General features: G+C 66.6%; 21 protein-coding genes and 1 other RNA gene. 10 read left to right on the top strand and 12 right to left on the bottom strand.

What is annotated here, in order from left to right; genetic code table 11:
- Positions 1 to 5: 5 nt before the first annotated feature.
- The 6 genes from purH to WS70_RS03595 all read left to right on the top strand — a co-directional run bounded on the left by purH (position 6) and on the right by WS70_RS03595 (position 6,622).
- Positions 6 to 1,571, top strand: coding sequence for a bifunctional phosphoribosylaminoimidazolecarboxamide formyltransferase/IMP cyclohydrolase (gene purH / locus WS70_RS03620; protein WP_059596349.1), 1,566 nt, complete (start codon positions 6 to 8; stop codon positions 1,569 to 1,571).
- Between the two features lie 195 nt (positions 1,572 to 1,766).
- Positions 1,767 to 2,309, top strand: coding sequence for a crossover junction endodeoxyribonuclease RuvC (ruvC, locus tag WS70_RS03615; RefSeq protein WP_059470779.1), 543 nt, complete (start codon positions 1,767 to 1,769; stop codon positions 2,307 to 2,309).
- Positions 2,310 to 2,626: 317 nt separating this feature from the next.
- Positions 2,627 to 3,208 carry a Holliday junction branch migration protein RuvA gene (gene ruvA, locus WS70_RS03610; protein ID WP_059596348.1) on the top strand — a complete coding sequence of 194 codons (582 nt, stop codon included), beginning with the start codon at positions 2,627 to 2,629 and terminating at the stop codon, positions 3,206 to 3,208.
- Positions 3,209 to 3,307: 99 nt separating this feature from the next.
- Complete coding sequence (gene ruvB, locus WS70_RS03605; RefSeq protein ID WP_059596347.1) at positions 3,308 to 4,378, top strand: Holliday junction branch migration DNA helicase RuvB; 1,071 nt, start codon at positions 3,308 to 3,310, stop codon at positions 4,376 to 4,378.
- A 28-nt stretch (positions 4,379 to 4,406) separates the two neighbouring features.
- The gene (locus WS70_RS03600; RefSeq protein ID WP_059596346.1) at positions 4,407 to 5,360 is read left to right on the top strand and encodes an oxygenase MpaB family protein; all 954 of its coding nucleotides are present in this window, start codon (positions 4,407 to 4,409) and stop codon (positions 5,358 to 5,360) included.
- Positions 5,361 to 5,476: 116 nt separating this feature from the next.
- On the top strand, positions 5,477 to 6,622 hold the full coding sequence (locus WS70_RS03595; protein ID WP_059596345.1) for a ParB/Srx family N-terminal domain-containing protein: 1,146 nt from the start codon (positions 5,477 to 5,479) through the stop codon (positions 6,620 to 6,622).
- A gap of 86 nt (positions 6,623 to 6,708) precedes the next feature.
- On the opposite strand, the gene WS70_RS03590 is transcribed toward WS70_RS03595, so the two are convergent.
- From WS70_RS03590 to tyrS, 3 genes are all read right to left on the bottom strand, one after another.
- A complete protein-coding gene (locus WS70_RS03590) occupies positions 6,709 to 7,371 on the bottom strand; it encodes a histidine phosphatase family protein (protein ID WP_059470774.1) in 663 nt (220 codons plus the stop codon).
- A 23-nt stretch (positions 7,372 to 7,394) separates the two neighbouring features.
- The gene (gene dtd, locus WS70_RS03585) at positions 7,395 to 7,853 is read right to left on the bottom strand and encodes a D-aminoacyl-tRNA deacylase (RefSeq protein WP_059470773.1); all 459 of its coding nucleotides are present in this window, start codon (positions 7,851 to 7,853) and stop codon (positions 7,395 to 7,397) included.
- A 61-nt stretch (positions 7,854 to 7,914) separates the two neighbouring features.
- Entirely contained in the window at positions 7,915 to 9,156 is a 1,242-nt protein-coding gene (tyrS, locus tag WS70_RS03580) for a tyrosine--tRNA ligase (protein WP_059470772.1), read from the bottom strand.
- A 168-nt stretch (positions 9,157 to 9,324) separates the two neighbouring features.
- Between tyrS and WS70_RS03570 the strand changes: the two genes are divergently transcribed.
- On the top strand, positions 9,325 to 10,470 hold the full coding sequence (locus WS70_RS03570) for an anhydro-N-acetylmuramic acid kinase (protein ID WP_059596344.1): 1,146 nt from the start codon (positions 9,325 to 9,327) through the stop codon (positions 10,468 to 10,470).
- Positions 10,471 to 10,762: 292 nt separating this feature from the next.
- Here the strand turns inward: WS70_RS03570 and erpA are convergent, their stop codons facing one another.
- The 3 genes from erpA to rplM all read right to left on the bottom strand — a co-directional run bounded on the left by erpA (position 10,763) and on the right by rplM (position 12,170).
- Positions 10,763 to 11,131, bottom strand: coding sequence for an iron-sulfur cluster insertion protein ErpA (gene erpA, locus WS70_RS03565; protein WP_059470770.1), 369 nt, complete (start codon positions 11,129 to 11,131; stop codon positions 10,763 to 10,765).
- A 206-nt stretch (positions 11,132 to 11,337) separates the two neighbouring features.
- Positions 11,338 to 11,730: a 30S ribosomal protein S9 gene (rpsI, locus tag WS70_RS03560; RefSeq protein ID WP_010106367.1), complete on the bottom strand. Its 393-nt coding sequence runs from the start codon at positions 11,728 to 11,730 to the stop codon at positions 11,338 to 11,340.
- 11 nt (positions 11,731 to 11,741) lie between these two features.
- The gene (gene rplM / locus WS70_RS03555; protein WP_004522094.1) at positions 11,742 to 12,170 is read right to left on the bottom strand and encodes a 50S ribosomal protein L13; all 429 of its coding nucleotides are present in this window, start codon (positions 12,168 to 12,170) and stop codon (positions 11,742 to 11,744) included.
- On the opposite strand from rplM, the gene WS70_RS33435 reads away from it, so the two are divergent.
- Together WS70_RS33435 and WS70_RS03550 are read left to right on the top strand one after the other, a co-directional pair.
- On the top strand, positions 12,169 to 12,300 hold the full coding sequence (locus WS70_RS33435) for a hypothetical protein (RefSeq protein WP_257791889.1): 132 nt from the start codon (positions 12,169 to 12,171) through the stop codon (positions 12,298 to 12,300). The genes rplM and WS70_RS33435 overlap by 2 nt on opposite strands.
- Positions 12,301 to 12,838: 538 nt before the next feature.
- The gene (locus WS70_RS03550; protein WP_059470769.1) at positions 12,839 to 13,261 is read left to right on the top strand and encodes an OsmC family protein; all 423 of its coding nucleotides are present in this window, start codon (positions 12,839 to 12,841) and stop codon (positions 13,259 to 13,261) included.
- An 89-nt stretch (positions 13,262 to 13,350) separates the two neighbouring features.
- Here the strand turns inward: WS70_RS03550 and rnpB are convergent.
- The 3 genes from rnpB to pyrC form a co-directional block, all read right to left on the bottom strand.
- An RNA gene (rnpB, locus tag WS70_RS03545) (RNase P RNA component class A) lies at positions 13,351 to 13,762 on the bottom strand.
- A gap of 151 nt (positions 13,763 to 13,913) precedes the next feature.
- A complete protein-coding gene (locus WS70_RS03540; protein WP_418230144.1) occupies positions 13,914 to 14,957 on the bottom strand; it encodes a DUF3025 domain-containing protein in 1,044 nt (347 codons plus the stop codon).
- Between the two features lie 49 nt (positions 14,958 to 15,006).
- Positions 15,007 to 16,065 (bottom strand): dihydroorotase, encoded by a 1,059-nt coding sequence (pyrC, locus tag WS70_RS03535; protein ID WP_059470897.1) that lies wholly within the window; start codon positions 16,063 to 16,065, stop codon positions 15,007 to 15,009.
- Between the two features lie 203 nt (positions 16,066 to 16,268).
- Here pyrC and WS70_RS03525 point away from each other — a divergent pair, with 203 nt between their 5' ends.
- Entirely contained in the window at positions 16,269 to 17,174 is a 906-nt protein-coding gene (locus WS70_RS03525) for a class II glutamine amidotransferase (protein WP_059470768.1), read from the top strand.
- A 523-nt stretch (positions 17,175 to 17,697) separates the two neighbouring features.
- On the opposite strand, the gene WS70_RS03520 is transcribed toward WS70_RS03525, so the two are convergent.
- From WS70_RS03520 to WS70_RS03510, 3 genes are read right to left on the bottom strand one after another with little or no spacing between them, the layout of a single operon-like run.
- Positions 17,698 to 18,423 carry an amino acid ABC transporter ATP-binding protein gene (locus WS70_RS03520; RefSeq protein ID WP_059596343.1) on the bottom strand — a complete coding sequence of 242 codons (726 nt, stop codon included), beginning with the start codon at positions 18,421 to 18,423 and terminating at the stop codon, positions 17,698 to 17,700.
- Positions 18,420 to 19,097 carry a glutamate/aspartate ABC transporter permease GltK gene (gene gltK / locus WS70_RS03515; protein ID WP_059470766.1) on the bottom strand — a complete coding sequence of 226 codons (678 nt, stop codon included), beginning with the start codon at positions 19,095 to 19,097 and terminating at the stop codon, positions 18,420 to 18,422. The genes WS70_RS03520 and gltK overlap by 4 nt, the downstream gene beginning before the upstream one ends.
- On the bottom strand, positions 19,097 to 19,837 hold the full coding sequence (locus tag WS70_RS03510; protein WP_059470765.1) for an amino acid ABC transporter permease: 741 nt from the start codon (positions 19,835 to 19,837) through the stop codon (positions 19,097 to 19,099). The genes gltK and WS70_RS03510 overlap by 1 nt, the downstream gene beginning before the upstream one ends.
- Positions 19,838 to 19,886 lie beyond the last annotated feature (49 nt).

Raw genomic sequence — 19,886 nt, 5'->3', positions numbered from 1 at the left:
CCATCATGATCAAGCAAGCGCTCATTTCCGTTTCCGACAAGACCGGCATCGTCGACTTCGCAAAAGCGCTGTCCGAACTCGGCGTCAAGCTGCTGTCGACGGGCGGCACCGCGAAACTGCTCGCCGACGCGGGCCTGCCCGTCACCGAAGTGGCCGACTACACCGGCTTCCCGGAAATGCTCGATGGGCGCGTGAAGACGCTGCACCCGAAGGTGCATGGCGGCATCCTCGCTCGCCGCGACCTGCCCGAGCACATGCAGGCGCTCGAAGCGCACGGGATTCCGACGATCGATCTCCTCGTCGTGAACCTGTATCCGTTCGTCCAGACGATTGCGAAGGACGACTGCACGCTCGCCGACGCGATCGAGAACATCGACATCGGCGGCCCGACGATGCTGCGCTCGGCGGCGAAGAACCACCGCGACGTGACGGTCGTCGTCGATCCGGCCGACTACGCGGTCGTGCTCGACGAGATGAAGGCGAACGACAACACGGTCGGCTACAAGACGAACTTCCGCCTCGCGACCAAGGTGTTCGCGCACACCGCGCAGTACGACGGCGCGATCACGAACTATCTGACGAGCCTGACGGAAGACCTGCAGCACGGCTCGCGCAACCCGTACCCGGCGACGCTGAACCTCGCGTTCGACAAGGTGCAGGACCTGCGCTACGGCGAAAACCCGCACCAGAGCGCTGCGTTCTACCGCGACATCGCGACGCCGGCCGGCGCGCTCGCGAACTACCGCCAGTTGCAGGGCAAGGAACTGTCGTACAACAACATCGCCGATTCGGACGCCGCGTGGGAATGCGTGAAGACGTTCGACGCGCCCGCATGCGTGATCATCAAGCACGCGAATCCGTGTGGCGTCGCGCTCGGCGCGGATGCGGCCGAAGCGTACGCGAAGGCGTTCCAGACCGATCCGACGTCGGCGTTCGGTGGCATCATCGCGTTCAACCGCGAAGTCGACGAAGCCGCCGCGCAAGCGGTGGCGAAGCAGTTCGTCGAAGTGCTGATCGCGCCGTCGTTCTCGGATGCGGCGAAGCAGGTGCTCGCGGCGAAGCAGAACGTGCGTCTCCTCGAGATCGCGCTGGGCGACGGCCACAACGCGTTCGACCTGAAGCGCGTCGGCGGCGGCCTGCTCGTGCAGTCGCTCGATTCGAAGAACGTCCAGCCGCGCGAGCTGCGCGTCGTCACGAAGCGCCACCCGACGCCGAAGGAAATGGACGACCTGCTGTTCGCATGGCGCGTCGCGAAGTACGTGAAGTCGAACGCAATCGTGTTCTGCGGCAACGGGATGACGCTCGGCGTTGGCGCGGGCCAGATGAGCCGCGTCGATTCGGCGCGCATCGCTAGCATCAAGGCGCAGAACGCGGACCTCACGCTCGCCGGCTCGGCGGTCGCGTCGGACGCCTTCTTCCCGTTCCGCGACGGCCTCGACGTCGTCGTCACGGCGGGCGCGACCTGCGTGATCCAGCCGGGCGGCTCCGTGCGCGACGACGAAGTGATCGCCGCAGCCGACGAGCACAACATCGCGATGGTGCTGACGGGCGTGCGCCACTTCCGTCACTGATTCTCGCGACGCGTCGTTTTCAGCGAAACCCGGCGGTGTCTCACCGCCGGGTTTTTTATCGGACGTGCGATCTCGACGGGGCACGCGGTGATTTTTCGGCGCAGTGGCTTTTCGGTTCGGCGATTGCGCCCCGCCTTCGCCGAGATCCCGCGTCATTCGTGTAGTATCGGACGCAGACAGCTTTTCCGTTTTTTCATGCGAATCATCGGCATCGACCCCGGCTTGCGCGTCACGGGCTTCGGCGTGATCGACGTCAGCGGCCATCAGCTCGCGTACGTCGCAAGCGGCGTGATCAAGACCCCCACGGCCGACCTGCCCACGCGGCTCGGCACGATCTACGACGGCATCTCGACGTTGATCCGCGAGCACACCCCCGATCAGGCGGCGATCGAAAAAGTGTTCGTCAACGTCAATCCGCAATCGACGCTGCTTCTCGGCCAGGCGCGCGGCGCGGCGATCTGCGGGCTCGTGTCGGGCGGCCTGCCCGTCGCCGAATACACGGCGCTGCAGCTCAAGCAGGCGGTGGTCGGCTACGGACGCGCGACGAAAGAGCAGATGCAGGAAATGGTCGCACGCCTGCTGAGTCTGTCCGGACGGCCCGGCACCGACGCGGCCGACGCGCTCGGGATGGCGATCTGCCACGCGCACGGCGGCGACACGCTCAACACGCTCGGCGGCATCGCGCCCGCGCTCGCGAAAAAAGGGCTGCGCGTTCGGCGCGGACGGCTCGTCGGGTAACGCGGATGTCCGGCGACGCATTGCGGACGCCGGCACCGCCTCCGCTCGAATCAATCGTCGTCGATCACCCCCCATCCATTGCCTCAAACGCGCCGGACGCGCCGGCAATTCCAACACTCCCGGCAACGCCAACCACGCCTGCCGCTCGAGCCGCCCCCACGCAGCCCGGATACTCCGAACGCGCCCGGCGCACCGTCCCGTCGGCCACGCTCGCCGCACGCAACCCGCAGCCCGCTGGCGATCTTCCGGCCGTCCCGCTGCCGCGCGCGCACTGCGGTGCGCTACACTCGCGCTTTCCGTTCCGTCCCGCACTCGCCATGATCGGTCGCATCGCCGGCACCCTGCTCGAAAAGAATCCCCCGCACCTCCTCGTCGACTGCAACGGCGTCGGCTATGAAGTCGACGTACCGATGAGCACGTTCTACAACCTGCCGCACACGGGCGAGAAGGTCGCGCTGCTGACCCAACTGATCGTCCGCGAGGACGCGCACCTGCTGTACGGCTTCCTGACGCCGCAAGAGCGCTCGACGTTCCGCGAACTGCTCAAGATCACAGGCGTCGGCGCGCGGATGGCGCTCGCCGTGCTGTCCGGGATGAGCGTCGCGGAGCTGTCGCAAGCGGTCACGCTGCAGGACGCCGCGCGCCTCACACGCGTGCCCGGCATCGGCAAGAAGACGGCCGAGCGCCTGCTCCTCGAACTCAAAGGCAAGCTCGGCGCCGATCTCGGCCCGCTCGCCGGCGCGGCGTCCCCGTCCGACCACGCGACCGACATCCTCAACGCGCTCGTTGCGCTCGGCTATTCGGAAAAGGAAGCGCTCGCCGCGATCAAGAACGTGCCGGCCGGCACCGGCGTGTCCGAAGGCATCAAGCTGTCGCTCAAGGCGCTGTCGAAGGCGTAACGGCGCGTCGTTGGAAACAGCTTCTCACGCCGGTCGCCAGGCGGCGACTCGGCCGTTCGGCCAGGTTGGCCGGACCGCGCCGCGCGGTACAATGGCCGCATGATCGAAACCGACAAACTCGCCACCGAGCGGATCATCGCCGCCACGCCCGTGTCTTCGCACGAAGAAGCGTTCGAACGCGCGCTGCGCCCGCGCCAGCTCGACGAATACGTCGGCCAGGAGAAGGTGCGCGACCAGCTCGAGATCTTCATCGAGGCCGCGAAGCGCCGCTCCGAAGCGCTCGACCACGTGCTGCTGTTCGGGCCGCCCGGCCTCGGCAAGACGACGCTCGCGCACATCATCGCGCGCGAGATGGGCGTGAACCTGCGCCAGACGTCCGGCCCCGTGCTCGAGCGCGCAGGCGACCTCGCCGCGCTCCTCACGAACCTCGAAGCGAACGACGTCCTCTTCATCGACGAAATCCACCGACTGTCGCCTGTCGTCGAGGAAATCCTGTATCCGGCGCTCGAGGATTACCAGATCGACATCATGATCGGCGAAGGGCCGGCCGCGCGCAGCGTGAAGCTCGACCTGCAGCCGTTCACGCTCGTCGGCGCGACGACGCGCGCGGGCATGCTGACCAATCCGCTGCGCGACCGCTTCGGAATCGTCGCGCGACTCGAGTTCTACGACGCCGAGCAGCTATCGCGGATCGTGCGCCGCTCGGCCGCGCTCCTCAACGCGCCGATCGATCCGAACGGCGCGCTCGAAATCGCGAAACGCTCGCGCGGCACGCCGCGGATCGCGAACCGCCTGCTGCGCCGCGTGCGCGACTACGCGGAAGTGAGAGCCGACGGCAACATCACCGCTGCCGTCGCGGACGCCGCGCTCGCGATGCTCGACGTCGATCCGGTCGGCTTCGACCTGATGGACCGCAAGCTGCTCGAGGCGATCCTGCACAAATTCGACGGCGGGCCGGTCGGCGTCGACAACCTCGCCGCCGCGATCGGCGAGGAACGCGACACGATCGAGGACGTGCTCGAGCCGTACCTGATCCAGCAGGGGTTCTTGCAGCGCACGCCGCGCGGCCGCGTCGCGACGCTCCTCACGTACCGGCACTTCGGACTCTCCGCGCCGGACGCCGCGAGCGCCGTGTGCAATCTCTGGGACACGCCGGACGCTCAGCGCTGACGCCGTTCCCGTTCCGACGAGCCAATCGATGTCCGCCCCGCTACACGACCGCCCAGCACGCTCGACGATCGGCCGTCCGCTCGTCGAGCGCGTGCGCGCGCGCGTCGCAGGCGGCGTCACGCATCTGACGGCAGGCAGCGGCCCGTCGCTCGACTACTCGTCGCCGCCCGGCGACCCTGGCCTCTTCGGCCCCGACGCGGTGTGCTGGAAAGTGCACGCCGATTTCACGTCGATGATGACGGGCGGCATCTCCGCACTGCTGCTGCAAGCGCTGCAGCCGCTCGCGCTCGCGGGCGTGTGGGACCATTCGACGTTCCGCACCGACATCCTCGGCCGCCTGCGCCGCACCGCGACGTTCATCTCCGGCACGACGTACGGCAGCCGCGCCGACGCGCTGAAGCTGATCGAGCGCGTGAAGGCGATCCACGAGACCGTCACCGGCACGGGGCTCGACGGCCGCCCGTATCGCGCGAGCGACCCGGCGCTGCTGACGTGGGTGCACGTCGCCGAAGTGTCGAGCTTTCTCGCCGCGCACTTGCGCTACATGAATCCGCTGCTGTCGGGTGCCGACCAGGACCGCTACTACGCGGAAACGGCGCGCGTCGCCGAACTGCTCGGCGCGACGAACGTGCCCAAGACGCGCGCCGACGTCGCCGCGTACTTCGCCGCGATGCGCCCCGAACTGGAAGCGAGCGAACGCACGCACGAGGTGGTGCGCATCCTGACGAACGTGCCGGTGCCGAAGCCGGCGATGCGCCCCGCCGCCACGCTGCTGTTCAACGCCGGCGTCGATCTGCTGCCGACTTGGGCGCAGCAGATGCTCGGCCTGTCGGCTCTCGCTCCCGTGCGCCGCGCGCTCGTGCGGCCCGGCGTGCGGATCGTCGCGCCGGTGATCCGCTGGGCGCTCGTCAACGGCGTGTCGAAGCGCGCCCGCCGGCGCGTCGCCGCGTCGCCCCAGCAGCCCGGCCGCACCGGCAAGTAGCCAAATCCGTCGATTTCATTTCAAATACCTGTCACATCGATTCGCGATGCTGACGGGTCCGCGCACGCGCGTCAGCCGCGCGCCGCCGCCCAACCCATTGTCGACGCCATTGCCCGATGCCCCATCCGCTCTCCCGCCTCGTCGCCGTTACCGCCTTTTCGCTCATTGCCGCGATCGCCGCATGCGGCGGTGACGGCACGGCCTCCGTCGCCCCGATCGCCGCCGTCGAAGCCGGCGCAAACGGCTCCACACCAGGCAGTGCAACGGCCCCGGGGAGCGCCGGCAATCCGTCGCCATCGACGCCCGCGCCCGTGCAGGGCAAATGGAAAAGCGTGCGCACGGGCGACATGCTCGACGTGGTGCTCGGTGAGCTGCGTCCGACGCAAGGCGCGCTCGGCTACGACCAGATCTACTACAAGCTCGGTCGCTACGAGCGGCAGCCCGACAAGAAATTCGACGATTTCTGCGCAGACGAAGGGCTCGGCGGCGTCGCGTCGGACGGCTACACCGCGCAATCGATGCTGCGCGACGCCGCGAGCTACGCTTGCGCGACCGGCGCCGACGCGCGCGACCGCACGGTGCTCAATCCCGTCGTCGTCGGCCCGAACGGCGACGCGCTGTACGTGACCGACGGTCACCACGGCCTGTCGACCTATTACGAGACGCCCGACGGCGGCCCGACGCTCCACGTGCACGTCGTCGTCAAGGACAACCTCAGCGACTACTCGGGCGCGGCGTTCTGGCGGCAGATGCAAAGCCGCGGCTACACGCGCCTGAAGGACGGCGACGGGCGGCCGATCGCGCCGGATCAGTTGCCCGCCGGACTCGGGCTCACGCTCGGCATGCAGGATGACCGTTACCGGTCGCTCGTCTATTTCACGCGCGACATCGGCTACGCGAAGCCCGCGCAAGCGACCGACTACCTGGAATTCTACTGGGCCGACTGGCTGCGCGGGCAGCCGGCGACGTTCTCGCTCGCCGGCTACGACCTGGCGCGCGCGGGCGCGACTGATCCCGACCCGGCAGCGGCCGATACGGGCTACCTGAATGCGGTATGGAATGCGTCGGCGAGAATGGTCGCGTCGACCGATCCGGTGATCGACGGCAAGACAGGCGCCGACCTCGGGCGCGCCGATCAGATCAACGGCGGCAAGAAATACGGCAAAGGGGAATTCGACAAGCTGCGCCAGCCGATCACGGCCGACAAGCCCGGCAAGATCGCGTATGCGCTCGATTACAAGGCGCGCCACGGGCTGCGCTGACGCTGACGGCCGTCGCCGGCGCGCCGCGACGGCCGAACAGCCTCGCGGCCAAGCGCGCACTCGCGCACACGAGCCGCGCTACGGCGTCACAGAACCTTCCGATAGCCGTCGTCGTCGCTCGCTTCGCTTAAGTGACCGACGTCGGCCCAGCGAACGACGCGCGCGCGGCCGCCATCGTAATCGACGACGTTGACGCTCGTGTTCAGGAGCGCGTGCTTGCGCGGCGCGTCGAGCGGCAGATCGTTCGCGAACCGGTACACGCAGTCGAGCACGCCGCCGTGCGCGACGCACGCGATGCGCGCACCCGGATGGGCGGCGACGATCCGCTCGACCTCGTGCAACACGCGGTGATGGAACGCGCGGTGCGATTCGCCGCCTTCCGGCTCAAAGCCGGGATCGCGCGTCTGCCACTGCGCGAACGCGCCGGGAAAGCGCGCCTCGATCTCGGCGCTGTCATGACCCTGGAACACGCCGTACGCGCGCTCGCGCAGCCCTTCGCGCAGCACGAGCGGCAGGCCGAGCGCGTCGGCCGCCGGCTGCGCGGTTTGCTGCGCGCGCGACAGATCGCTCGAATAGATCGCGTCGATCCGCGCGCCGGCGCGTGCGTCGCGCGCGAGACGCTCGGCCAGTTGCCGCGCCTGCGCGAGCCCCGTGTCGGCGAGCGGAATGTCGATGTGGCCTTGAATCCGCTTGATGCGGTTCCAGGCTGTCTCGCCGTGGCGGATGAAGAGGATCTGCGTCGTGGCCATCGGGGCGGTCTCGAATCGAAGCATCAGGGGCGCGTCTGCAGCCAGAACGTCACAGGGCCGTCGTTCACGAGCGACACCTGCATGTCGGCGCCGAACTCGCCCGTCGCGACGATCGGATGACGCTCGCGAGCCGCGCGCGCGAAGTAGTCAAAGAGGCGCGCGCCCTCGTCGGGCGGCGCAGCGGGCGTGAAGCTCGGGCGCAGGCCGCTGTTCGTGTCGGCCGCGAGCGTGAACTGCGACACGAGCAACAGGCCGCCCGCGCCCCCCGTGCCGTCGATGTTCGACACGGGCAGGTTCATCTTGCCCGCCGCGTCGCTGAACACCCGGTAGCCGAGCACCTTCGCGAGCAGCTTGTCGGCGGCGGCCTCGGTGTCGCCGCGCTCCGCGCAGACGAGCGCGAGGAGGCCCGGGCCGATTTCGCCCGTCACGCGGTCGCCGACACGCACGTCGGCGCGCTTCACGCGCTGGATCAGCGCGATCATGTGCGCGCCTCCGCCGCACGCGCGGCGCGCAGAACGCTCAGTCGAATCGTGGGCCGCGCGCTCATGCGGTGAGCGTCACGCGCGCGAAGCGGCGCTTGCCGACCTGCACGACGAACTCGCCCGCTTCGACCTTCAGCGCCTTGTCGGACACCGTTGCGCCGTCGATCTTCACGCCGCCCTGCTCGATATTGCGCAGCGCCTCGCTCGTCGACGGCACGAGCCCCGCCTGCTTCAGCAACTGGCCGATCGCGAGCGGCGCGCCGGCGAGCGTCACCGTGGCGATGTCGTCGGGCACGCCGCCCTTCGCACGGTGATTGAAGTCTTCGAGCGCGCGCTCGGCATCGGCGCGCGAATGGAAGCGCTCAACGATCTCCTGCGCGAGCATCACCTTGAAGTCACGCGGATTGCGCCCGCCTTCGGCTTCGGCGCGGAACTGCGCGATCTCGTCGAGGCTGCGGAACGACAGCAGCTCGAAGTAGCGCCACATCAGCACGTCCGAGATGCTCATCAGCTTGCCGAACATGTCGTTCGGCTTCTCGCTGATGCCGACGTAGTTGCCCTTCGACTTCGACATCTTCTCGACGCCGTCGAGGCCTTCGAGAAGCGGCATCGTCAGGATGCACTGCTGCTCCTGCCCGTACTGCTTCTGCAGTTCGCGGCCGACGAGCAGGTTGAATTTCTGATCGGTGCCGCCGAGCTCGAGATCGGCGTTCAGCGCGACCGAGTCGTAGCCTTGCATCAGCGGGTACAGGAATTCGTGGATCGAGATCGGAATGCCGCCCTGGAAGCGCTTCGTGAAGTCCTCGCGCTCGAGCATTCGCGCGACCGTGTAGCGCGACGCGAGCTTGATCATCCCGTCCGCGCCGAGCGGCATCGACCATTCGCTGTTGTAGCGGATCTCGGTCTTCTCGCGGTCGAGCACGAGCGCCGCCTGCTCGAAGTAGGTCTTCGCGTTCGATTCGATCTGCTCGCGCGTGAGCGGCGGGCGCGTCGCGTTGCGGCCCGACGGATCGCCGATCAGCGACGTGAAGTCGCCGATCAGGAAGATCACCGTGTGGCCGAGATCCTGCAACTGGCGCATCTTGTTCAGCACGACCGTGTGGCCGATGTGGATGTCGGGCGCGGTCGGATCGAGGCCCAGCTTGATGCGCAGCGGCTTGCCCGTCGACGCGCTTTTCGCGAGCTTCTGCGCGAACTCTTCCTCGATCAGCAGTTCGTCGACGCCGCGCTTCGTGACGGCGAGCGCGTGGCGGACCTCATCGGTGATCGGGAAGGCGGGCTTGGAAGTGGGATCGGTGCTCATCGGTGCAAGAGGAAGAAATGTCGCAAAAAAAGCAATTTTCCCATAAGTTGCGCGCGGACCGCTTAACGACGCGCGCGCTTGCGCGGATAATCGGGCACGACGGCGCGCAGCAAGCCTTCCGCGCGCATCCAACCTCGATTCCGGAGCAATGACGTGGCGCCCAACCGCATGCAACCCGGCCATCCCGCGGATGGCGTGTATTTCGGCCTGATGTCGGGTACGAGCATGGACGGCGTCGACGGCGTCGCCGTCCGTTTCGAGACGGGCAAGCCGCCCGCGGTGCTGTCCGAAGCGTTCGTCGGCTTCGCCGATACGCTGCGCGACGCACTCTTCGCGCTGCAGCAGACGGGCGACGACGAGATCGAGCGCGAAGCGCTCGCCGCGAACGCACTTGCCGCGCGCTACGCGGCGTGCTGCCACGAACTGCTGCGCGCCGCGGGCCTCGCGCCCGAGAACGTACGCGCGCTCGGCGTGCACGGACAGACGGTGCGGCACCGGCCCGAGCGCGGCTACACGCGGCAGATCAACAACGCGGCGCTGCTCGCCGAGCTGACCCGCATCGACGTGATCGCGGACTTCCGCAGCCGCGACGTCGCCGCGGGTGGCCAGGGTGCGCCGCTCGTGCCGGCGTTCCACGCGACCATGTTCGGCTCGTCGAACGAAACGCGCGTCGTCTGCAATCTCGGCGGCATCAGCAACATCACGATCCTGCCCGCCGCGCGCGACGCGCGGGACGAATCGGTGCGCGGCTTCGACTGCGGCCCGGCGAACGCGCTGATCGATGCGTGGGCGGAACGCCATCTGAAGCAGCCGTTCGACGAGGGCGGGCGCTTCGCGGCGCGCGGCACGGTCGACGACGCGCTGCTCGCCGCGCTGCTCGATGAGCCGTATTTCCGCCAGAACGCGCCGAAAAGCACGGGGCGCGATCTCTTCAACACCGATTGGCTCGACACGAAGCTCGCCGGTTTCTCGCGCCTCGCGCCCGAAAACGTGCAGGCGACGCTCACCGTCCTGACCGCGGCGACCATCGCCGACGAGATCGCGCGGCATGCAAGCGACTGCCGCGCCGTCTACGTGTGCGGCGGCGGCGCACGCAATCCGGTGCTGCTCGCCGCGATCGCGGCCGCGCTCGCGGCGCGCGGGCTCGATGCGCCGGTCAACACGACGGCTGCGCTCGGCGTGCCGCCGCAGCAGGTCGAGTCGCTCGCGTTCGCGTGGCTCGCGTACCGCTTCAACGCGCGCGCGCCGGGCAACGTGTCGGCCGTCACGGGCGCGGCGGGCGAGCGCGTCTTGGGCGCGCTCTATCCGCGCTGAAGCGCCAACGGCGCGCGCCGTCGTGCGAGTCCCGTCCGGGTCGCCCGGGGACAGCCGCACGCCGAATCGCCACATCGCATCGCGCGCGCATAAAAAACGGGGCATGAAGCCCTAATGCCGTTCAGTCAATATGCGTGGTTCGCAGTGGCCTAGCCTTGCAGAACCAACGAAAAAGGCCGCTCCGGTATCAATCGGAGCGGCCTTTTTGATTCAACTGAACGACATTAGGGCATGAAGCCCCGTTTTTTTGAACGGACGACGTGCGTCCGTTCGAGCGACCGGATCGGTTCGGTCAGACCGAGAACGACGAGCCGCAGCCACAAGTCGTGGTCGCGTTCGGGTTCTTGATGACGAATTGCGCGCCGTTCAGATCGTCCTTGTAGTCGATCTCGGCGCCGACGAGGTACTGATAGCTCATCGCGTCGACGAGCAGCACGACGCCGTTCTTGTTGAGCACGGTGTCGTCCTCGTTGACTTCCTCGTCGAACGTAAAGCCGTACTGGAAGCCGGAGCAACCGCCGCCTTGCACGAATACGCGCAGTTTAAGTTCAGGGTTGCCTTCTTCGTCGATCAATTGCTTGACCTTATCGGCCGCCGCGTCGGTGAAGACGAACGGAGCCGGCATCTCGGTGGTTGCCGCGGATTCGGTGACAGCGTTCATGCGAACTCTCCAAAAAGCCATTGCCTGCTATTGTAGGGCCGATCCTTAGATCGTGCTGACGCAGGCGAAATCAAGAGGCGCGCCGGCGTTTTTCGCGCATTCGTTGCACAAACGCAAGCTGCGTTCACATAAAAAAACCGCCAGCGCGAAAACTGGCGGTTTTTCTTGCAGTGACGCCGCCCGAAAGCGGCGCGCAGCACGAGCGATTAACGCTTCGAGAACTGCTTGGCGCGGCGTGCCTTGTGGAGACCGACCTTCTTGCGCTCCACTTCACGCGCGTCACGCGTGACGAAGCCCGCGCTCGACAGCGTCGGCTTCAGCGTCGCGTCGTAGTCGATCAGCGCGCGGGTGATGCCGTGACGCACTGCGCCCGCTTGACCCGTTTCGCCACCGCCCGACACGTTCACCTTGATGTCGAACGTCTGGCTGTGGCTCGTGAGCTCCAGCGGCTGACGCACGATCATCAGCGACGTTTCGCGCGAGAAGTAGTCAGCGATGGGCTTACCGTTGACGATGATGTCGCCCTTGCCAGCCTTGATGAAGACACGAGCGACTGCGCTCTTGCGGCGGCCCGTACCGTAATTCCAGTTACCGATCATGTGGGCTCCCCTTAGATCTCGAGCGCCTTCGGCTGTTGCGCCGAATGCGGATGCGTGGCTTCAGCGTAGACCTTCAGCTTCTTGATCATCGCGTAGCCGAGCGGGCCCTTCGGCAGCATGCCCTTGACCGCCTTCTCAAGCGCGCGGCCCGGGAAGCGTTCCTGCATCTTGCCGAACGTCGTTTCATAGATGCCGCCCGGGTAGCCCGAGTGACGGTAGTACTTCTTGTCCAGCGTCTTGTTGCCCGTGACCTTCAGCTTGCTCGCGTTGATGACGATGATGAAATCACCGGTGTCGACGTGCGGGGTGAACTCGGGTTTGTGCTTGCCGCGCAGACGGCGTGCCACTTCGCTGGCGACACGGCCGAGAACCTTATCCGTCGCGTCAATCACGTACCATTCGCGCGTCACCTCATGGGCTTTTGCGGAAAACGTCTTCATGATCGATCCAAAATTGATTGCTTATGCCCAAGCGTTCTTCCCTGCTTGTCTGCTCTTGGCAGGCGCTTCGTGGCGCGATGCAGGCTCTCCCTGTTCTTTTTCCGTGGGCATGATTGCGGAAAAGCCCTGAATTATAAAGGAATTCGTTCCGGGAGGTCAAAGGAATCCGACATTCGCCGCCACACCCCGGCGCGAAGCGCGCATCGCGGGCGCGAAACCGCTGGCGAGAGGCCGCCGAAACTTGCATTGGACGAAAAAAAGCCCGAACCGCTGGTTCAGGCTTAATCCACCAAAGGAGGAGGGTGGAGGAGACATGCGGAGGTTGCCGCAGCGCGACAACCAATGATTGCCATTATACGAACCCGGTCTCGTCAGCACAAGAAAAACCGCATGGAGAAATTCATTCTCATAATACGGAAAATTACCAGACATCTCCCAACATAAATTTCCACTTTATAATCAATAAGATATGCTAACTTCTATGAGGTGACACTTTTTTCGTCTAGAGCAAAACCCCTAAAGATCGGAGGGCATTCGGTGCTGTCGGGATCACATGCGAAGCTCCGCCGGACACCGCCTTTCACTGTCTTGCAGCGCATCAGCCGACTGTTTCGGGCGGGGCTACAATGCCGGTTCACAATTGAATCAAGCAACGCTGGAGCTCGTGCATGGAATGCAAAGTAAGCTGGATGGGGCAGGATGGCATGGCATTCGCCGCCCAAACGGGCAGCGGCCACCTCGTCACGATGGACGGCGCGCCCGAAGGCGGCGGACACAATCTCGCGCCGCGTCCGATGGAGATGGTCCTCGTCGGCACGGGCGGCTGCACGGCCTATGACGTCGTGCTGATCCTCAAGAAGAGCCGCCAGGAAGTGACGGGCTGCTCGGTGACGCTGCAGGCGGAGCGCGCGAGCGAAGACCCGAAGGTATTCACGAAGGTCCACTTCCATTTCACGGTGACGGGCCGCAACCTGAATCCCGCGACCGTCGAGCGTGCGATCAATCTGTCGCACGACAAATACTGCTCGGCGTCGATCATGATCGCGAAGACGGCTGAGCTGTCGCACTCGTTCGAAATCGTCGCCGCGTAACGCGCCGCTCGCGGCGCGAGCGCGAGGCCATGCAGGGCCCGAAAGGAAAAGGCCTGCGCCGCATGCGGCGCAGGCCTTTCGTCATCGTGCGGCAAAGCGGGCCGATAAGCCGGATTCTGTGCGCGCCGCGCGCCCGAAGACACGTGGCCCGTGGCAGCCATTCCTCTAGGCGCGCCATTGCTGACGCGCTCAAGCTTCCTACCCGCAGACGAGGCGGGGGCACCGCCCTGCATCCGAGGATGCGCGTCTGCCTACTTGGAATTGCTCCGGGTGGAGGTTACCGTGCCGGTCTGCGTCGCCGCAGCCGCGGTGCGCTCTTACCGCACCGTTTCACCCTTACCTGATCCCGGCTTGCGCCGGGCCATCGGCGGTTTGCTTTCTGTTGCCCTGTTCCGCGTGTCGCCACGGATGGCCGTTAGCCATCACCCTGCCCTGTCGGAGTCCGGACTTTCCTCGCCCTTCGCGGCGAACCGCAAAGGCCGCGACTGCCTGGCCTGCTTTGCGAGCGGGATTTTAGCACCGTGGGGCGGCGGTCGCTCGGGACTCGCTGTTTTGCGGTAGCGCTTGTCGCTTGTCGCTTGTCGCTTGTCGCTTGTCGCTTGCAAATGATCGGCTGACCGCTTGATTGGACGACCGATCAGCGTCCTTCGCCTCAGCCGGCGCGGGAGCGGCGGCCGCTGCGGAACACCTGCGGATCGTCGTAGAACGACGGCGACTCGTTCGCAGGCCACCAGCCCGGTATGCCGAGCACCGGCAACGGCGCGAACGCGCGGCTCGTCGGCTCGGCCCCGGCGAGCGCCGCCGCGACACGTTCGTCGAGCCACGCGCAACGCTCGGCATCGGCCCACTCGAAATATGCGGCCGGCGCGTCGACGATCCACGCGTGCGCGGTGCAGCCCTTGTATGGATCGACGAGCTTTTCGAGCAGCGCATGGCCGACGATCCGCGCTTCGCAGCCCGCCCCCCATGCGGCGCGCGACGCGCACATCAGCGTCGGCCAGTCGAACCCGCGCAGCGCAGCCGCGAGCGCCGGATTCGATGTCGCGAAAAGCGCCGCGTTCTCGTCGAACAGCGTGAGCGCGTCGCGGACAGCACCGCGCACGGGGCCGACGCCCGTCGCGTCGATCGCCGCGGCCTGGTGCGCGTTGAGCGTCGCCTTGATGCGCGGATACGCGAACCAGACGAGCGCGTTGAAGAGGTCGTGCAGGTTGTGGCGGGTCGGGACGGCGCCCGTCTCGGCGATGTGCGTCTCGTACGCGACGCCCGCCGGCAGCGCCGCCTGTTCGATGAAGCGCAGCGGCAGGCAGCGGCCCGTCGCGATGCGCTCGGCTTGCGCGTCGTCGTTCAACATGCGCAGCCACGCCGCCTCGCCTCGCTGTGCAGCCTGCGTCCATCGCCTGCCGCGCGCGGCGAACGGCGCGAGCCACGGCGCGGACCAGTCGATTCGTTCGAAAACGGAGCACGTGGGGACCGAATCCGGCGCGCCTCGGTCGCCCGAAGCGCGCGATTCGCCCGCGCTTTCCGTGCCGCCCGCGGCGGCCGGGCGATCCGCAACCGGCAGCTCGCCGGCGCCGCGCGCATCGCTAGCGCGGCCGGCGGCGCTCGTCTCGCCCGAACGCGGCAGGCCCGCCGCGCCACACGCGCCGGCCGGCAGGTCCGCATCATTCATGCCGTCCGTATCGCCCATCTCGCTCACACCGAATCCGCCGAGCGCGGCAACCGTGCCGACCGCCGCGCTCCGCGCGTCAGGTAAGCCGCCAGCCGATCGGCTCGCCGCCGCGCAGCGGCACGACAGACGCGTCGCCCGCGCCGATCTCGCGCGGCAACTCCCACGTCTCGCGGCGCAGCGTCACCATCTCGCCGCCGCGCGGCAACCCATAGAAATCCGCGCCGAAGAAGCTCGCGAAGCCTTCGAGCTTGTCGAGCGCGCCCGCCTGGTCGAACGCCTCCGCATACAGCTCGAGCGCGTGCAGCGCCGTATAGCAGCCCGCGCAGCCGCACGCGGCCTCTTTCGCGCCCTTCACGTGCGGCGCGCTGTCGGTGCCGAGGAAGAAGCGCGGATTGCCCGACGTCGCCGCGGCAATGAGCGCGACCCGGTGCGTCTCGCGCTTCAGCACCGGCAGGCAGTAGTAATGCGGCCGGATCCCGCCAACAAACATCGCGTTGCGGTTGTACAGCAGATGATGCGCGGTGATCGTCGCGCCGAGGAGGCCGGGCGCCGCGTCGGCGTCGCGCACGTAGTCGGCCGCGTCCTTCGTCGTAATGTGCTCGAACACTACCTTGAGCCCCGGCAGCGCGCGGCGCAGCGGTTCCATTACGCGGTCGATGAACACCTTTTCGCGATCGAACAGGTCGATCGACGCGTCCGTCACCTCGCCGTGCACGAGGAGCGGCATCCCGACTTCCTGCATCGCCTCAAGCGTCTTCGCGCATTTGCCGAGCAGATCGGTCACGCCGGCGTCCGAGTTCGTCGTCGCGCCCGCCGGATACAGCTTCACGCCGTGCACGAAGCCGCTTTCGCGCGCGCGGCGGATCTCGTCGGCGGGCGTGTTGTCGGTCAGGTACAGCGTCATCAGCGGCTCGAACGTCATGCCGGCCGGCAGCGCGGCCAGGATGCGCTCGCGGTACGCCTGCGCCTGCGCGGTCGTCGTGACAGGCGGCTTCAGGTTCGGCATGATAATCGCGCGCCCGAACTGGCGGGCGGTGTGCGGCAGGACGGCCGCGAGCATCGCGCCGTCGCGCACGTGCAAGTGCCAGTCGTCGGGGCGTGCGAGGGTCAGCGTGGCGGGAGCAGGAGCATTCATGATGTCGTGGGAATGGCGCGCGGCGACGGGCGATGCGCGACGCGCCGGCCGCGCGCGGCGCCGATTGACGGCAAACCGCAACACGGAACCGCTTGCGCGCGGTTTTCGCCTTTTGCCGCTTTGGGCTCGGTGATATGCTTGAAGCCAACATTGTACCGGTTCCGTCCGGTGTACTCCTCGCCAGCCCCAGCCGCACCCGCGATATGTGCCAACTCTTCGGAATGAACTGCGCCGAGCCGACGGACGTGACGTTCTCGTTTACGGGCTTTGCGGCCCGCGGCGGGCTCACCGACCACCATGCCGACGGCTGGGGCATCGCGTTCTTCGAGGACAAGGCGTGCCGCCTCTTCATCGACCAGCAGTCGTCCGCGACGTCGCCCATCGCCGAGATGGTCAAGCGCTACCCGATCAAGTCGAAGAACACGATCGCGCACATCCGCAAGGCGACGCAGGGGCACATCCTGCTCGAGAATTGCCATCCGTTCATGCGCGAGCTGTGGGGCCGCCACTGGATCTTCGCGCACAACGGCGATCTTCAGGGCTACGCGCCCGATCTCGAAGGCGGCGTCTATCAGCCGGTTGGCACGACCGACAGCGAGAAGGCGTTCTGCAAGCTGATGCAGGGGCTGCGTGACGCGTTCCCCGGCGCGCAGCCGCCGCTGCCCGAGTTGTTCGAGCAGGTCGGCGAGCTCACGCGCGACATCACGCGACACGGTGTCTTCAACTTCCTGATGTCGAACGGGCAGGCGCTGTTCGCGCACTGCTCGACACGCCTGCATTACCTCGTGCGGCGCTGGCCGTTCTCGACCGCGCACCTGATCGACGAGGACATCTCGATCGATTTCGCGAAATACACGACGCCGGAAGACCGCGTCGCGGTGATCGCGACGCAGCCCCTCACCGACGACGAAGTGTGGACCGCGCTCGAGCCGGGCGAACTCGTGATGTTCCAGTGCGGCGACGTCGCGGCGACGATGCGCATCCCGGTGCCGGAGGCCGTGCTCGACAAGCTCAGGAATCCGGAGCTGGACGCGTCGGCGTCGGCGCCGCGCCATACGGCCGCGCTCGCGGCGGGCGGCGATCTCGGCGACGATCCGGTCGATTTCTGATTCCACATCGCTCGATTGGACACGTCAGCGGCGGCGCATGCGCTGTTGAAACCGTCCGGGTTGCCGCACGCGGCGGCGTGTCGAGCGACGCGCGCAACACGAATGCGATGTCATGATGCCGACTTGCAAGCGGCGGCCGTCGCACATCCGCGTTGCTGAGCGTAGCGCGACGGCGCGCGGCGCGCGTTCGTTCGAATGAAGGCTGCGAAGCGACTGCCAACTCCCTCTTATCTCGCACGCGAAATGTCGCGTCGATGGCGATGGCGATGGCGATGGCGATGGCGATGGCAAGCCGAACACGCCAACTACGCCGCATGCGCCTCCCTGCTCCACCTCTTGCTCCGCCGCCCGCCGCCACATAAAGATCATTCCGCTCAAACCACAGCAAGACCGGCCCGCCGATTCAGCTCGGCCACGCACCGCCATCCAGTCAACAAAAAAGCCGCCCGGCTCTCGCCGGACGGCCTTCGCATCGCGAGCGACGCGGCGGCGGCTCACGTGCGCCGCACCGCCGCCCAAGCAATCAATGCAGGATCTTCGCCAGAAAGTCCTTCGCGCGATCCGACTTCGGATTCGCAAAGAAGTCTTCCTTGCGGTCGTCCTCGACGATCAAGCCCTGGTCCATGAAGATCACGCGATGGGCGACCTTCTTCGCGAAGCCCATCTCGTGCGTGACGACCATCATCGTCATGCCTTCCTTCGCGAGCTCGACCATCACGTCGAGCACCTCGTTGATCATCTCCGGATCGAGCGCCGACGTCGGCTCGTCGAACAGCATCGCGATCGGATCCATCGACAACGCGCGCGCGATCGCGACGCGCTGCTGCTGGCCGCCCGACAACTGCCCTGGATACTTGTGCGCATGCGCCTTCAGCCCGACGCGATCGAGCAGCTTCAATCCCTTCTCGGTCGCCTCGTCCTTGCTGCGGCCGAGCACCTTGATCTGCGCGAGCGTCAGGTTCTCGGTGATCGACAGGTGCGGAAACAGTTCGAAGTGCTGAAACACCATCCCGACCTTCGAGCGCAGCTTCGACAGGTTCGTCTTCTTGTCGCCGACCGACTGCCCATTGACGAGAATCTCGCCTTCCTGGAACGGCTCGAGGCCGTTGACCGTCTTGATCAGCGTCGACTTGCCCGAGCCCGACGGCCCACACACGACCACCACTTCACCTTTATTCACTTCCGTCGTGCAGTTGGTCAGCACCTGGAACTGGCCGTACCACTTCGACACGTTCTTAATGGAAATCATCTTGTGACCTTTTTCTGGAGACCTTTGACCAACGCGGATGCGACCGAGCACACGACGAAATAGCATGCGCCCGCGAACAGGATCATCTCGACGCTCGTGCCGTCGCGATCGCCGATGTTCGCGGCCGTGCGGAAGAAGTCCGCCAGGCTGATCACGTAGACGAGCGACGTGTCCTGGAACAGCACGATCGCCTGCGTGAGCAACAGCGGCACCATCGCGCGAAACGCCTGCGGCAGGATCACGAGGCGCATCGCCTGCGCGTAGTTCATGCCGAGCGCGAACGACGCATTGACCTGCCCGCGCGGCACCGACTGAATGCCGGCCCGAATGATCTCCGAATAATACGCGGCCTCGAACAGCGAGAACGCGACCATCGCCGATGCGAGCCGGATGTCGATCGTCGGCGACAGGCCGAGCACGCCCTGCAGCACCTGCGGCACGATCAGGAAGAACCACAAGAGCACCATCACGAGCGGGATCGAGCGGAACACGGTCACGTAGCCCTGCGCGAACCACGCGAGCGGCTTGACGCCCGACAGCCGCATCAGCGCAAGCAGCGTGCCCCAGACGATCCCGACCACGATCGCGAGCAGCGTGATCTGCAGCGTGATGATCGCGCCGGTCCAGAGCGTCGGCAGCGCGCCGGGAATACTACTCCAGTCGAACTGATGCATCACTTGCCTCCGATGTAGCCGGGCAGCCGGGACTTGCTCTCGACCCAGCGCATGAACGACATGACGACGAGGTTGATGAGCACGTACGCAAGCGTGACGGCGATGAACGACTCGTAGGTCTGCGCGGTGTAGTCGACGAGCTGGCGCGCCTGCGCGGACAGGTCGAGCAGGCCGATCGTCGACGCGACCGCCGAGTTCTTGAAGATGTTCAGGAATTCCGACGTGAGCGGCGGCACGATGATCCGGTAGGCGACCGGCAGCAGCACGTAGCGATACGTCTGCCATTGCGTGAAGCCCATCGCGAGGCCGGCGGCGCGCTGGCCCTTCGGCAGCGCGTTGATGCCGGAGCGCACCTGCTCGCAGACGCGCGCGCCGGTGAAGAGGCCGAGACAGACGATCGACGCCGTGAAGAACTGCGTGCCGGGCGGCAGCTGCTTGATCCAGGTGCCGATCGACACGGGCAGCAATTCGGGTACGACGAGGTACCAGACGAAGAACTGCACGATGAGCGGGATGTTGCGGAAGATCGATACGTAGACTGTGCCGATCGCCGAGAGCCACTTGTTCGGGACGGTGCGCAGCACGCCGAACAGCGAACCGACGACGAGCGCGATCAGCCACGCGACGAGCGACACCTTGACCGTCACCCAGAATCCCGACATCAGCCAGCCGAGATAGGTCGTCGGTTCGCCCGTCGAAACGGGGCTCAGGAAGATGCCCCAGTTCCAGTGGTAAGACATAGCCAGACTCCAACAAAAAGAAACGGAAGAAGCCGTGCCTCTTCCGTTT

The sequence above is a fragment of the Burkholderia mayonis genome, assembly GCF_001523745.2.
Taxonomy (GTDB): domain Bacteria; phylum Pseudomonadota; class Gammaproteobacteria; order Burkholderiales; family Burkholderiaceae; genus Burkholderia; species Burkholderia mayonis.
Note: the sequence above shows the minus strand (reverse complement) of the source record. Positions and strands in the feature narration are given on the sequence as shown.

Coding starts and splice junctions, on each gene's coding strand:
- WS70_RS33435 (WP_257791889.1), top strand. CDS start 12,169: ATGATCGATCCAAAATTGATTGCTTATGCCCAAGCGTTCTTCCCTGCT.
- WS70_RS03510 (WP_059470765.1), bottom strand. CDS start 19,837: ATGTCTTACCACTGGAACTGGGGCATCTTCCTGAGCCCCGTTTCGACG.
- tyrS (WP_059470772.1), bottom strand. CDS start 9,156: ATGAGCACCGATCCCACTTCCAAGCCCGCCTTCCCGATCACCGATGAG.
- ruvB (WP_059596347.1), top strand. CDS start 3,308: ATGATCGAAACCGACAAACTCGCCACCGAGCGGATCATCGCCGCCACG.
- WS70_RS03550 (WP_059470769.1), top strand. CDS start 12,839: ATGGAATGCAAAGTAAGCTGGATGGGGCAGGATGGCATGGCATTCGCC.
- rpsI (WP_010106367.1), bottom strand. CDS start 11,730: ATGATCGGTAACTGGAATTACGGTACGGGCCGCCGCAAGAGCGCAGTC.
- WS70_RS03525 (WP_059470768.1), top strand. CDS start 16,269: ATGTGCCAACTCTTCGGAATGAACTGCGCCGAGCCGACGGACGTGACG.
- dtd (WP_059470773.1), bottom strand. CDS start 7,853: ATGATCGCGCTGATCCAGCGCGTGAAGCGCGCCGACGTGCGTGTCGGC.
- pyrC (WP_059470897.1), bottom strand. CDS start 16,065: ATGAATGCTCCTGCTCCCGCCACGCTGACCCTCGCACGCCCCGACGAC.
- WS70_RS03595 (WP_059596345.1), top strand. CDS start 5,477: ATGCCCCATCCGCTCTCCCGCCTCGTCGCCGTTACCGCCTTTTCGCTC.
- erpA (WP_059470770.1), bottom strand. CDS start 11,131: ATGAACGCTGTCACCGAATCCGCGGCAACCACCGAGATGCCGGCTCCG.
- WS70_RS03600 (WP_059596346.1), top strand. CDS start 4,407: ATGTCCGCCCCGCTACACGACCGCCCAGCACGCTCGACGATCGGCCGT.
- ruvA (WP_059596348.1), top strand. CDS start 2,627: ATGATCGGTCGCATCGCCGGCACCCTGCTCGAAAAGAATCCCCCGCAC.
- WS70_RS03520 (WP_059596343.1), bottom strand. CDS start 18,423: ATGATTTCCATTAAGAACGTGTCGAAGTGGTACGGCCAGTTCCAGGTG.
- WS70_RS03570 (WP_059596344.1), top strand. CDS start 9,325: ATGCAACCCGGCCATCCCGCGGATGGCGTGTATTTCGGCCTGATGTCG.
- gltK (WP_059470766.1), bottom strand. CDS start 19,097: ATGCATCAGTTCGACTGGAGTAGTATTCCCGGCGCGCTGCCGACGCTC.
- purH (WP_059596349.1), top strand. CDS start 6: ATGATCAAGCAAGCGCTCATTTCCGTTTCCGACAAGACCGGCATCGTC.
- rplM (WP_004522094.1), bottom strand. CDS start 12,170: ATGAAGACGTTTTCCGCAAAAGCCCATGAGGTGACGCGCGAATGGTAC.
- ruvC (WP_059470779.1), top strand. CDS start 1,767: ATGCGAATCATCGGCATCGACCCCGGCTTGCGCGTCACGGGCTTCGGC.
- WS70_RS03590 (WP_059470774.1), bottom strand. CDS start 7,371: ATGGCCACGACGCAGATCCTCTTCATCCGCCACGGCGAGACAGCCTGG.